13 protein-coding genes and 1 tRNA gene are annotated in these 13,159 nt (G+C 52.4%); all 14 read right to left on the bottom strand.

Going from position 1 to position 13,159, the window contains the following annotated elements; translation table 11 throughout:
* Positions 1–95: 95 nt before the first annotated feature.
* Positions 96–1,052, bottom strand: a complete 957-nt coding sequence (rpoS, locus tag CRO05_RS04735) for an RNA polymerase sigma factor RpoS (protein WP_097066035.1) — start codon at positions 1,050–1,052, stop codon at positions 96–98.
* Positions 1,053–1,070: 18 nt separating this feature from the next.
* Entirely contained in the window at positions 1,071–2,153 is a 1,083-nt protein-coding gene (locus tag CRO05_RS04730; RefSeq protein ID WP_235001287.1) for a peptidoglycan DD-metalloendopeptidase family protein, read from the bottom strand.
* Positions 2,154–2,225: 72 nt separating this feature from the next.
* Positions 2,226–2,888: a protein-L-isoaspartate(D-aspartate) O-methyltransferase gene (locus CRO05_RS04725; RefSeq protein ID WP_097066668.1), complete on the bottom strand. Its 663-nt coding sequence runs from the start codon at positions 2,886–2,888 to the stop codon at positions 2,226–2,228.
* A gap of 61 nt (positions 2,889–2,949) precedes the next feature.
* Positions 2,950–3,690: a 5'/3'-nucleotidase SurE gene (gene surE / locus CRO05_RS04720; protein ID WP_097066034.1), complete on the bottom strand. Its 741-nt coding sequence runs from the start codon at positions 3,688–3,690 to the stop codon at positions 2,950–2,952.
* Positions 3,691–3,802: 112 nt separating this feature from the next.
* Positions 3,803–3,879 (bottom strand) — tRNA-Pro (locus CRO05_RS04715).
* Between the two features lie 87 nt (positions 3,880–3,966).
* A complete protein-coding gene (locus tag CRO05_RS04710) occupies positions 3,967–4,341 on the bottom strand; it encodes a MerR family transcriptional regulator (protein ID WP_097066033.1) in 375 nt (124 codons plus the stop codon).
* On the bottom strand, positions 4,322–4,627 hold the full coding sequence (locus tag CRO05_RS04705) for an integration host factor subunit alpha (RefSeq protein WP_090880334.1): 306 nt from the start codon (positions 4,625–4,627) through the stop codon (positions 4,322–4,324). Before CRO05_RS04705 ends, CRO05_RS04710 begins: the two co-directional genes overlap by 20 nt.
* Positions 4,628–4,681: 54 nt before the next feature.
* Complete coding sequence (gene pheT, locus CRO05_RS04700) at positions 4,682–7,060, bottom strand: phenylalanine--tRNA ligase subunit beta (protein ID WP_097066032.1); 2,379 nt, start codon at positions 7,058–7,060, stop codon at positions 4,682–4,684.
* Positions 7,061–7,127: 67 nt separating this feature from the next.
* Positions 7,128–8,159 (bottom strand): phenylalanine--tRNA ligase subunit alpha, encoded by a 1,032-nt coding sequence (pheS, locus tag CRO05_RS04695; protein ID WP_097066031.1) that lies wholly within the window; start codon positions 8,157–8,159, stop codon positions 7,128–7,130.
* A gap of 98 nt (positions 8,160–8,257) precedes the next feature.
* On the bottom strand, positions 8,258–8,617 hold the full coding sequence (gene rplT, locus CRO05_RS04690; protein WP_097066030.1) for a 50S ribosomal protein L20: 360 nt from the start codon (positions 8,615–8,617) through the stop codon (positions 8,258–8,260).
* A gap of 12 nt (positions 8,618–8,629) precedes the next feature.
* Complete coding sequence (rpmI, locus tag CRO05_RS04685) at positions 8,630–8,827, bottom strand: 50S ribosomal protein L35 (RefSeq protein ID WP_090880347.1); 198 nt, start codon at positions 8,825–8,827, stop codon at positions 8,630–8,632.
* Between the two features lie 229 nt (positions 8,828–9,056).
* Positions 9,057–9,635: a translation initiation factor IF-3 gene (gene infC / locus CRO05_RS04680; RefSeq protein ID WP_369831612.1), complete on the bottom strand. Its 579-nt coding sequence runs from the start codon at positions 9,633–9,635 to the stop codon at positions 9,057–9,059.
* Positions 9,636–9,655: 20 nt separating this feature from the next.
* On the bottom strand, positions 9,656–11,572 hold the full coding sequence (thrS, locus tag CRO05_RS04675) for a threonine--tRNA ligase (RefSeq protein ID WP_097066028.1): 1,917 nt from the start codon (positions 11,570–11,572) through the stop codon (positions 9,656–9,658).
* A gap of 385 nt (positions 11,573–11,957) precedes the next feature.
* Positions 11,958–12,962 (bottom strand): PstS family phosphate ABC transporter substrate-binding protein, encoded by a 1,005-nt coding sequence (locus tag CRO05_RS04670; RefSeq protein WP_097066027.1) that lies wholly within the window; start codon positions 12,960–12,962, stop codon positions 11,958–11,960.
* Positions 12,963–13,159: the final 197 nt, after the last annotated feature.

Raw genomic sequence — 13,159 nt, 5'->3', positions numbered from 1 at the left:
TCTGTCTGAACAAAGGTTCAAACGCGCGCTCAAGCCGTTTGATGCGGGTTCGATATTGAGTTCATGGCGGGCCTACACGTATTCCTGACAGGCTGCTAGAACACGCCATCCTTTGACACCCCCTCACACCTCAATATTACCCGCAACGTTTGCAGCGCTTCCAATTGAATCTGGCGTACGCGCTCTCGCGTGAGATCAAGGCTGGTCGCTAGTTGTTCCAGCGTTTGGGTTTCATAACCATTCAGGCCGTAGCGCTTTTCAATTATATATCGTTGTTTTTCATTTAGCCGATTAAGCCACTCCTGCACGCGGCATTTAATCTCGGATTGTTCCATCATAAGGTCGGGGCCCGGGTTCTGGTCATCCGCGATGGCATCACCAATGGACAACAACGGATCCACATCGAGGGGGGCGTCCAATGACATCATGCTCATGTTCAGGGACAGCATGCGCTGCACCTCCTTCACCGGGCGTCCCAACAGATGTGCCACATCCTCCGGTTTGGGTTCCTTTCCCGTATGCGCTTCCATGTGGCGGGCCGCGTGCAAAATGACGTTCAAATCTTTGATAACATGCACAGGCAGGCGAATCGTCCGCGACTGATTCATAATGCACCGTTCAATATTCTGGCGTATCCACCACGTGGCATAAGTCGAAAAGCGGAATCCACGCTCCGGGTCAAATTTGTCCAGTGCATGCATCATTCCCATATTTCCTTCTTCGATCAGATCCAGTAACGCAACACCGTGGTTGGTATAATGTTTTGCGATGTTTACCACCAGCCTCAGATTACACTCAATCATTTTTTGGCGGGCATTAAAATCGTCCTGCTTGACCAGGCGGGTCAACGCCGCCTCTTCCTTCGCAGTCAGCAGGGCATTATGACCGATCTCGTTGAAATAGATTTGAGTGACGTCGGTCAGCAGGAAGTCATTGAGAGGCTCGGCGCCAACGCTGGGTGGTGGTTCGGAAACTTCAAGCGCATTGTCCGGATCCAATGGATCGGTCTTGTCAAAGGATTCTTCGTCGTCGGAATATTCGAGCTGATTCATCCTTGGTTCATCCTTGATTTATCCTGATAGTCCAGGTAAATGTTTTAGCGGGTCGACCGGTTTTCCGTTTTTGCGAATTTCGAAATGGAGTTTCACAAGACTGCTATCGGTATTCCCCATCTCAGCGATTTTTTGACCTTTGACTACTGTTTCCCCCTCTTTCACCAGAAGCTTGTCGTTGTGAGCGTAGGCACTAAGATATGTATTGTTATGCTTGATAATTATTAGCTTACCGTAGCCGCGCAGTCCGGCACCGCTATAAACCACCTTGCCCCCCGCGGACGCTGTCACCGCTTGACCCGTCTTGCCGACTATGTCGATGCCTTTGGTACTTTCCGAGAACAGGTCCAATACTTTGCCTTTCGTAGGCCAGGTCCATTCGACACGATCATCATCAGGAGCAGCTTCTGCAGTGGGCGGTATCGGGTCAATTCCGGGGGTGCTGATATTTTTTTCAGGACTCGGATCAGCCTTTACTGTCATTACGGAGGGGGGAATATCCGCCAGGCCTTTCTTCATCTGTGCTACAGCCTGCTCCGAATAGGGAAGTTTGAATGCCTTGGGGCCGGTTTTCAGCTTATCGGTGTTAATCGGATATTTTGTTCCAGTTTGGGAGCCGGCGTCAGCCGCGGCCGGGGCCGCCGGGGCCGCCGGGGCCGCAGATGGCCGCAGAGGCTCCTGGATCGGGAACAGCGATGGCTGCGCCAATGGCGTGGGTGAAGATAAGATGAGCTGCTGACCGATATGTACCGCTCCGGGATCCCGGATATTGTTCCACTCCGCCAAATCCTTCTGGTTAATGCCATGGCTCTGCGCGATGCTGTAGAGCGTATCGCCCTTTTTTACAATATGGACGTTCGAGCGCAGGGCGCCGGTCTCGGAGATTGGGCCGGGTTTCCCCGGCTCAGGCATATAACTATCGACTACCGGCGCATGGTGGTGCGGGGTGGATTCACAACCAGCAACCAGGAAGCATAGAATAAGCGCTGAATAGAATGGCAGAAACTTGCCCGCAGGAGATACGCAGCGACGGCCCGCGATAAATCCGCGGGCTAATGCGCCACTCTTTATGCGCTTCCAACCGATTCCTGTATTCGTCATTCCTGTCTCTTGTTCTGCATCGCCTAACGTTCCTTGCGTTCCTTAGCGTTCCTTGACGTTTCCTGGCATTCCTTAGCGCTTCCAGATGCCAGGCATCATCGGGACAAACCTGACCTCGTCAAGTATTGTCTCAGTGTAGCCTTGCAAGTTACGTTCGATAACGCACAGAACCTGCTCCTGACTCCCTTTGGGAAAAACAATTCTACCGCGAATCGCTAATTGCTCCAGCAGCGGCGGGGGAATGTGCGTGGTTGCAGCGGTGAGAATAATGCCGTCAAACGGTGCGGCCTCGGGCAGACCGAGCAGGCCGTCGGCGTGCTTCAGGCGAATATTGCTGAGGCGCAGCTCCCGTAAGCGAGTACGAGTGCGGGTGAGTAACGGACCGACTCGCTCGATAGAATAAACCTCGCGGGCAAGCTGTGCGAGTATAGCTGTCTGGTAACCGCAGCCTGAGCCGATCTCGAGCACCTTGTCGAGCCCTGTACCCGCGCGCAGCAACTCGCTCATGCGCGCTACCGTAAACGGACTCGAGATTGTCTGGCCGAAATTGATAGGCAGCGCGACATCGTCGTATGCGCGATTCGCCAGCACTTCCTCGACAAAGATATGGCGGGGAATGGCAGTCATCGCCGCAAGCACCACTTCGTCCATGATACCTTGTGCGCGCAGACGCTCGATCATGCGCGCTCGAGTGCGCTGGGAGGTCATGCCGATTCCGGAATGGTGAGCGTTCAAGCCAGACATGCCCCGAGCAGCTGGCTTTTAAGCCAGGTCCGACAACAATAAAGCCTGGCTGCTATTTCAACCACTCTTTTACCGCATCCATCTGTCCATATCGCGTCAGGTCGATTTGCAGTGGCGTCACCGATACGCAGTTACGCTGAACAGCGAGAAAATCGGTCCCTTCTCCGGTATCCTGAGCAGGTCCAGCCGCGCCTACCCAGTAAACTGTATGGCCGCGCGGACTTTTCGACTTGACCACCGGCTCCGCTTTGTGCCGCCTTCCAAGCCGCGTAACTTCAATCCCTTGCAATTCATCGTATGGAATGTCAGGTATATTGACATTAAGCAGTATAGGGCCATGGAGCTTGTCGTCTTCGAAACGCTGCACTATTTCTGTCGCAATGCGTGCGGCGGTTGAAAAATTTCCCGCGGAAAAACTGGCAAGAGAAATGGCAAGCGAGGGTATGCCCAGCAAAAAACCTTCGGTAGCGGCAGCTACGGTGCCGGAATAAATCGTGTCGTCACCCATGTTTGCGCCATCATTTATTCCCGATACCACCATGTCAGGCAATGTGTCGAGCATACCGGTGACAGCCAGATGTACGCAATCCGTAGGTGTTCCATTGACGTAAAAGAATCCATTGTGGGATTCACGCAGACTGAGGGGTCGGTCAAGCGTAAGAGAGTTGCTGGCGCCGCTCCGGTCACGTTCCGGTGCGACCACGACGATATCCGCAATAACGGAAAGCGCTTCAGCAAGGCAGGCAAGACCTGGCGCAAAATACCCATCATCATTGCTGAGCAATATGCGCATTCGGAAAGTACCCCAAGGTGTTTTTTAGCTTATTGGGGCGAAAAAAATTCGCTAAGCATTACGGGCAAGCCCACGATGCATAAAAAATGATCAAATCACCTGTGGGCTCAACTGGTCGGGGCGAGAGGATTTGAACCTCCGACCACTTGCACCCCATGCAAGTACGCTACCAGGCTGCGCTACGCCCCGAAAGTCAAATTATAACAATAAGCCAGGAGATTAGGGCTACTTTGTAACCCGGGGTGGAGAAGGATACGGAATGGGAATGGGAATGGATCAGGATCGAAGCAAAGATACGATACTTTTTATCTCGCTTCGCAATAGCGTCAAATCGACTGATGAGGAAAAGGTTGAGCCCGGAACAGAAGACGCCGCATCGGTCATACCCTGACCCAAACGAGTGCGAGCGCCATGAATGGTAAAACCCTGCTCGTAGAGCAATTCACGGATACGGCGGACCAGCAGCACTTCGTGGCGCTGATAGTAGCGGCGGTTGCCACGGCGCTTGACGGGTCTTAACTGCGTGAATTCCTGCTCCCAGTAACGCAACACATGTGGCTTGACGCCACACAACTCGCTTACTTCCCCAATGGTAAAGTAGCGCTTCGCAGGGATGGGCGGCAATGCGCCGCTAGGTGTTAGGTTTTCCATGCTGATTTTTTTCGACCATTGCCTTCAGTTTCTGGCTCGCGTGAAAAGTGACCACTCTTCGGGCGGTAATAGGAATTTCTTCACCTGTCTTGGGGTTGCGGCCAGGACGCTGCGGCTTGTCGCGCAGCTGAAAATTTCCAAAACCCGAAAGTTTAACGCCGTCGCCATTTTGTAGCGCGACACGCACCTCTTCGTAAAAGGATTCCACCATGTCTTTGGCTTCACGCTTGTTGAACCCGACTTTTTCAAAGAGCAAATCTGCCAACTCCGCCTTTGTTAAGGTCATAGTCTCCCTCACCTGTTTATTTTACTTTCCGACGCCGCCCAATTCTCGTTTTTATCAGTTGCGCAACGTCGCACCAAATCGACTTTCCAAAACGTTTATCAACATTTTTGTAATCCCATCGGCTTCGGCATCGGTTAGCGTTTTTTCAGTATCTTGCAATAACATACGGAAAGCAAGACTTTTTTTTCCATCTTCGACACCTTTTCCATGGTATACATCAAATAAGGAAATTTCCGAAACGACCGGTGATCGGTTTGCGTGCATGCAGTCTAGCATCGCTTGGACGCGGACATTCTCCGGCACCACTACGGCAATATCGCGTCGTATTGGCGGGTACTTTGAAATTTCCATAGCCTTCGGCAGTGTTTGAGTCATCAGTACGTCCATATTCAGCTCAAACAGCACGACGGATTTAGGCAGGTCGAACTTTTGTTGCCAGCGAGGATGGAGCTCTCCCACGAAACCGGCGGCTTTATTATTCAGACTGATCCGGGCCGACTTGCCAGGATGCAAGGCTGGATGGGTTGCCACCGCAATATCTGCTGCTGATGGCCAGAACAGCGCCTCAATATCCGCTTTTACGTCGTAAAAATCTACCCAGCGAGCGGCGGCTCCCCACTGCTCAGCCATTGCGTCTCCATAGCAAAGCCCGGCTATTTTTTCATGTTGAGTATAGGTCCCGCCTGATCTCTCGAAACAGCATCCAATCTCGAACAGACGAACCCTGGGCTGCTTGCGGTTAAGATTGAATTGCAAGTTCGATACAAGACCCCCAAGCAGGCTGCTGCGCATCACTGTCAACAGACTGGACAGCGGATTCTTCAATGCGACTGGCATTTTGTTGCCAGCCAGCTCCGATTCCCATGTGGCATCTACAAAGGTATAATTGATGACTTCCTGATAATCCCGTCCCACAAGGATTTGCCGCAACCGTGACGGCGCTTTCCGGGTTTCAGGCTCAGGAAGCATGCCCAGGCTCACACGAGGCAGTGTTGGAGGTATGTGATCGTAGCCGTGTATGCGCGCCAATTCCTCGATCAGATCTTCCTCTATGGCAAGATCGAAGCGGTAGGTCGGCGGCGTTATCGCGAAAAACCCCCCTGCGATCGAGAAGCTGAATTGCAAGCGTCGCAATAGTTCAGCCACTCTGGCTTCGCCAAGATCGATGCCAAGGACTCGCCGGACCCGTTCCAATCGGAGGCCGATCGGATTGCGTTGCGGCAGCTTACCCCTGGCTTCAGCGACCGGCCCCGCCCTGCCGCCACAAATATCCGTTATCAGACCCGTGGCCCGCTCCATCGCACCGCGGGTTCCGCCAAAATCCACCCCACGTTCAAAGCGGTATGCTGAATCCGAACTGAACCCAAGGGAGAATGACTTGCCCGCCATCACGTCGGAACTGAAAAAAGCGCTCTCCAGAAACACGTCGGTTGTCCCTTGTGTCACTCCACTTTCATTTCCACCCATAATGCCGGCAAGTGCCAGTGGTTTGACCTCATCTGCGATCACCAGCATGCCGGATTGCAGCACAAGGTTTTCACCGTTCAGCAATTGCAGCGTTTCACCAGCCTTGGCATAGCGTACGTGAATCGAGCCCGTAATGCCGCCCGAAATCTTAGCCAGATCGAAAGCATGCAGCGGCTGACCGGTTTCCAGCATTACATAATTGGTCACGTCCACTACCCCGTTGATCGCGCGCAAGCCACTGCGTTCAAGACGGCGAAGCATCCATTGGGGCGTGGGAACGTCAAGGGAGATACCCCGAATTACCCGGCCGCAGTATAGCGGGCAAGCATCCGGCGCATCAATGTGTATTGCGAGAGTCTCATCGATCTGACCCACAACCGGTTTAACTGTGGGCAGCCTGAGACTTTGAGAAGTAATCGCCGCCACCTCTCGCGCAACGCCGGTCAGCCCCAGGCAATCGCCGCGGTTCGGGGTTAGCTTGAGGGTAAGAAGCTTATCCTCAAGCTCGTAATAATGCCGGAAATCGACGCCGGTCGGGGCATCGGCCGGAAGCAGCAATAAACCTGACGTGTCTTCCCCTAGCCCCAGTTCCCTGGCGGAACATAACATACCGGCGGATTCGACCCCGCGTATCCTCGTCGGCTTGATGGCGATGCCCGGCAGTTGGGCGCCGTCCAGCGCGCAGGGCACTTTTACCCCAGCACGAACATTAGCTGCGCCGCAGACAATTTGTAAGGTCTTGCCATCCCCTGCTGAACCTGCGTTCACCTCGCAGACATTAAGGTGGTCCGAGTCCGGATGTTTATGCAATGATACTACTTCGGCCACGACCACCTTGCTGAAGGCCGGGGCAACAGGCTCAATAGCTTCGACCTCCAGGCCTGCCATTGTTAGCGCATGAGCAAGTTCGTTTGTCGACAGCGGCGGATCAACGAAAGTACGGAGCCAGTTTTCTGAGAATTTCATGAGTATCTGTTCTTTCCGGGGACGTGATTTTTGTCGCTCCACGGAAAAACCCCATTCAGGGGCTCCTTTAATTAAACTGCTTCAGGAATCTCAAATCATTTTCGAAAAACAACCGCAAGTCATTCACCCCATACCTCAGCATCGCCAGCCGCTCGACCCCCAAACCAAAAGCGAAGCCGATATATTTCTCACTATCGATGCTGACGTGCTTGAGTACGTTGGGATGCACCATACCGCAACCGAGCACTTCGAGCCAGCCTGTATAACCGCATATACGACAACCGTTCTGGCACATCACGCAGCCGATGTCCATTTCAGCGGAAGGCTCGGTAAACGGGAAGAAAGAAGCGCGGAAGCGGACCGGCAAATCATCGCGCTCGAAAAAGTGTTGCATGAAATCCGCCAACACTCCTTTTAATGCCGAGAAATTGGCATTTTCATCGATCCACAAGCCCTCTACCTGATGAAACATTGGCGTATGTGTCAAATCGGAGTCGCAACGATATACCTTTCCTGGGGCGATTACCTTCAAGGGCGGTGGGTTGTCTTCCATGTGCCGGATTTGGACTGGTGAGGTATGCGTACGCAGCAGATGCCCGCCTTTTCCGTTGTCATTATCGATGTAAAATGTATCATGCATCGCGCGTGCCGGATGATTTTCCGGAATATTGAGCGCAGTAAAGTTGTAGAAATCTGTCTCGATCTCGGGGCCTGAAGCCACTGTAAACCCCATCGAATGAAACAACGACTGTATGCGCTCCAGTGTTCGCGTTATGGGATGCACTCCGCCTGTTCCCAAACCGCGTCCAGGCAGAGTCACATCCAACGCTTCTTCAACTAATCGCCCCTCCAGTTGTTTTTCCTGAATTACATCACGGCGAAGGTTAAGCGCGGCTTCGAGCGCTTCCTTCGCCTGATTAATGCGGCTCCCCATGGCGGGGCGCTCTTCCGGCACGAGTTTGCCCAATCCCTTCAATAATTCGGTCAGCCTGCCGTGCCGGCCAAGATAGCGCGCCTTTGCCTGCTCCAGCTCAGCGGTATTGTCTATACCGTTGAAGAGTTCGATCGCTTCACCGAGAAGTTGATCCAGATTAGTCATGAAAATATGGCACGGATAGATTGCGCGGGCCCAAACAAGAAAAAAGGAGGCAAGGCGCGTGTGCCTTCAGCCTCCTCGCAGCTTTATTGCTATTACCGCTATACGGCCAGACTTGCTTTGGCTTGCTCAACTATTTTCGCAAAGGCCGGCTTGTCAAATACGGCAATATCAGCCAAAACCTTGCGATCAACCTCAATCTCGGCTTTTCTCAGACCGTTCATGAAAACGCTATAGGACAATCCACACTCCCGCGCCGCAGCGTTGATGCGTGCAATCCACAGAGCCCGGAATTGACGCTTCTTTTGACGGCGATCACGGTAAGCATATTGCCCCGCTTTCATCACGGCTTCCTTGGCCACACGATAAACGTTCTTGCGGCGTCCGCGATAACCTTTTGCGAGATCCAGTATTTTTTTGTGACGGGCGTGAGCCGTTACACCACGTTTTACTCTTGGCATATCAGTCTCTCCTTAGGCGTAAGGCATCATGGCGCGCACCGACGCCACGTCGCTGCAATGGACACCCACGGTTCCGCGCAGTTGACGTTTGCTTTTCGTGGTTTTCTTGGTAAGAATATGGCGCTTGAATGCTTGTGAGCGCTTTACGCTACCGCCTGCCCGCACAGTAAAACGCTTTGCTGCTCCACTCTTTGTTTTCATCTTTGGCATACATTACTCCTGCTTTAACATGACGCCGGGTGTTTCCTGACCGGAACGCTTTAAACCCGGAAATCACTTGTTTTTTTCCGATGCCACAAAATTGCTGCATCACCTATATATCTATATATACCCGCTCTATTTTTATTGATATTGGCGGGAACGACTCCAGACCTTGCTATCTTACCTTCCGACTACTCGGCCACCTTACGGTACTGCTGCAGTTGTGCCTGGTAATAACTTAACCGCCACCAGCATCAGTTTCCGTAACTGCCTTTGGTTTGGGCATTTTTACTTCTTTCTTCCGGGGAGACAGCACCATCACCATTTGCCGTCCCTCCATCCTGGGGAACTGCTCGACCACCGCATGCGATTCCAGATCACCCCGCAATCGCTCCAGCAGACGCACGCCGAATTCCTGATGCGCCATTTCACGTCCGCGAAAACGTAATGTGATCTTGGCTTTATCACCCTCTTCAAGAAAACTGATCAAATTCCGCAGCTTGATGTTGTAATCGCCTTCGTCCGTGTTGGGGCGGAATTTGACTTCCTTGATCTGGATTTGTTTTTGCTTGAGCTTGGCCTCGTGTTTTTTCTTGCTTTCCTGATAACGAAACTTGCCATAATCCATCAAACGGCACACCGGGGGTTGAGCGGTAGGCGCGATTTCGACTAAATCCACGCCTGCTTCCTCGGCGAGTGTGTTGGCGGCCGCCAGGGAGACGACGCCTATCTGCTCTCCATCGGCACCAATCAAACGCACTTCGGGTGCATTAATCTCCTGATTGATGCGGGCTGCTTTTTCTTGAACTATAGTAATTCCCCAAATCTGTTAATAAATTAAACCGCGCCAGCTCTTATGGATATCTCTGCTGTAAGCCGTTGAATAAACGCCTGCAACGACATCTGGCCAAGATCGGAACCTGTTCGGGTCCGCACGGCTATGACTTGCGCGGCCACTTCCTTGTCGCCCACAATTATCTGATAAGGCAATTTCTGCAAACTATGTTCTCGTATTTTATAAGTTATTTTCTCATTTCTCAAGTCCGCGCTTGCACGAATGCCGTGACGCCTGAGTTCCTCTGTTACGTGCCTGGCGTAGTCTGCCTGCCCCTCGGAAATATTCAGCACCACTGCCTGTTCCGGGGAAAGCCACAATGGGAGAGCGCCTGCATAATTTTCGATGATGATGCCGATGAAGCGTTCGAGGGACCCCAGAATCGCTCGATGAAGCATCACTGGTACCCGACGGGAATTATCCTCTGCCACATATTCAGCCTTCAGGCGCTCCGGCATGGAAAAATCGAGTTGCAGCGTGCCACACTGCCATAAACGGCCGATGCTATCCTTGAGAGAGAACTCGATTTTAGGTCCGTAGAAGGCGCCTTCGCCGGGCTGCAAATCCCAGACAAGGTTCTTGCGATTCAATGCCGATTGCAATGCGGCTTCCGCCTTGTCCCATTGCTCTTCAGAGCCGACACGCTTTTGGGGACGGGTTGAAAGCTTCACCAGAAGCTCATTAAAGCCGAAATCGGTATAAACCTTCTGCAACAGATCAATAAATTGTACTGCCTCATCCTGTACCTGGGATTCAGCGCAAAAAATGTGCGCGTCGTCCTGAGTGAAGGCTCGTACCCGCATGATACCATGGAGGGCACCGGATGGCTCGTTGCGATGACAAGAACCAAACTCGGCCAACCGCAGCGGCAGATCACGGTAGCTTTTCAAACCCTGTTTGAAAACCTGGACGTGACCGGGGCAGTTCATAGGCTTGACCGCGAATTCGCGCTCCTCCGACTGAGTAATGAACATGTTCTCGTGGAAATTTTCCCAGTGCCCTGACTGCTCCCAAAGCCCTTTGTCCAGCACCGAGGGCGTGCGGATTTCCAGGTAGCCGTTATTGCGGAATATTTCACGCATATACTGCTCTACCTGCTGCCAGATGATCCAGCCCTTGGGATGCCAAAATACCATACCTGGCGCTTCTTCCTGAATGTGAAACAAAGCCAGATGCTTTCCGAGCTTGCGGTGGTCGCGTTTTTCCGCTTCTTCAAGGCGATGCAGGTAGGCTTCCTGGTCTTCCTTCTTAACCCATGCAGTACCATAAATTCGCTGCAGCATTTCATTGTGTGAATCGCCGCGCCAATATGCGCCCGCCAGCTTCATCAGTTTGAAGACCTTGAGCCTGGACGTGGTCGGCACATGCGGTCCGCGGCACAAATCGGTAAAATTTCCCTGAGAATAAAGAGAAACTTCTTCGTCTCCGGGAATGGCCTCAATAATCTGCGCTTTGTAGTGCTCGCCCTGGTTCTTGAAAAAATTGATTGCTGCGGAGCGCTCCAAAACCTTGCGCTCGACTTTCAGGTTTCGCGCGCTGATTTCCGCCATGCGCTTTTCAATTGCCGCAAGGTCTTCTGGCGTGAATGGACGTTTGTAGGAAAAATCGTAATAAAAGCCATCCTCGATCACCGGGCCAATGGTGACTTGTGCTTCCGGAAACAACTCTTTCACCGCATGCGCCAGCAGATGCGCGCTGGAATGGCGGATGATTTCCAGCCCTTCAGTGTCCCTTTCAGTGACGATACTCAAATCGCTATCTGTTTCGATGCGACTGGATATATCCACCAGCTTACCGTTCACTTTACCCGCCAGCGCCGCACGAGCCAGGCCCGCGCCTATCGAGGCCGCGACGTCGCCCACCGTCACCGGCTGCTCATACGTACGCTCCGAACCATCCGGCAATCGAACGACAGTCACAACTTTTCCCCGTTGTAAAAATAGACCAAATCAGCAATTCCTTGACTGTAAAGGAGCCCTAGTTCTCCCCGGTGTTTACGGCCGTAACCGCAGTCCCGCGCAGAATCTCGGCTCAAACCGAGCCTCTGCCATATGGGGCAGAACTATATCAGTCCAACGCGTGATGCGCCAGACAGCGGCCGGATCAGCCTTATCTTACCAAATCCGGATTGATTTGGAACGCAAGGATGCTGTCAGGGAAGGTGGCGGGCACTAGAAAAAGAAATAGCTGCAAAGGAATGAGGCCGGACAATAGCGCTGGAATCAGCAGATCGCTTTTGCCCAGATGATCTGCTGATTCGTTTTCCTTCAGGTCAACCCAATTCAATATTCGGCTTTTCGCGCTTTATAGGCTGGCCTCGCGCTTGAGTAATTCTTCAATCCTCAGACCGACTTCCGATCGACCACCGAATACGGTTCCCACCTTCTTCTTGTCGAGATGTTCAAGGTTGGTTGTATAGGCCTGTACCGGTAGCGGAAAAAATTTGACTTCTTTCACCAATGTCTGGGCGTTTTTCATGTAAAACTCAACGAACTGCCTGATTTCAGGTCTCTCAGCCGATTTAATATTCACGTAAATAAAAATAGGGCGGGACAGCGGCTGGTATGTACCGTCTTCCACTGTTTTTGCAGAGGGGAGAACAGGTCCTTTACCTCCGTCGACCGCGACCGCTTTGACCTTTTTCTGATTTTCGACATAGTAGGCATAACCGAAAAACCCGAGTGCGTTTTTGTCGCTCGCCACCCCTTGTACCAACACGTTGTCATCTTCGGACGCCGTAAAATCGCCACGGCTCGATTTGGCCTTGCCGACGATAGCTTCTGTAAAATAATCGAAGGTACCGGAATCCGCACCCGCACCGTAGAGCTTGAGCGACTCGTCAGGCCATGCCGGATTTACCTGGCTCCATTTGGTGATATTACCTTGCGCGGCCGGTTCCCAGATTTTCTTCAGCTCGGCGACAGTGATGGTTGGGCTCCAGCTATTTCTGGGGTTCACCACTACCGTCAGCGCGTCAAATGCCACTGGCATCTCAACATATTGCACACCGGCCTTTTTGCAATCATCCATTTCCTTTTGAAGAATGGGGCGTGAAGCATTGGCGATATCCGTTTCGCCACGGCAGAATTTTTTGAAGCCCCCGCCTGTGCCTGAGATGCCGACGGTTACCTTAACCGCGCCTTTCTTCGCACTCTGAAAATCTTCCGCCACCGCTTCAGTTATAGGATAAACGGTGCTGGAGCCATCGATTTTTACGAATGCGTCAGCACTCGCAATGTTGGCACTGGCCATCAATGTTCCAAATACGGCTGACATTCCCAGTACGATACTATTTGGCAAACTCAACATTTCATTCCCCCATTTTGATTGATCAGAGACACTGCCCCCTTTGCGGCATGGTCATGCTAGATCATTAATATTACCGTTCCGTGACATTCGCGCTTGCAGCGGAGAGATAACCGCCTCCGTATGTTCGCCAGCTTTGATTATAAAGATCGCGTTCCATTGGCATCGTATCTGACGATAGAAGGCGGATATGCTAACCC

This window comes from Nitrosovibrio sp. Nv4 (assembly GCF_900215485.1).
In the GTDB taxonomy this organism is placed as follows: Bacteria; Pseudomonadota; Gammaproteobacteria; order Burkholderiales; family Nitrosomonadaceae; genus Nitrosospira.
Note: the sequence above shows the minus strand (reverse complement) of the source record. Positions and strands in the feature narration are given on the sequence as shown.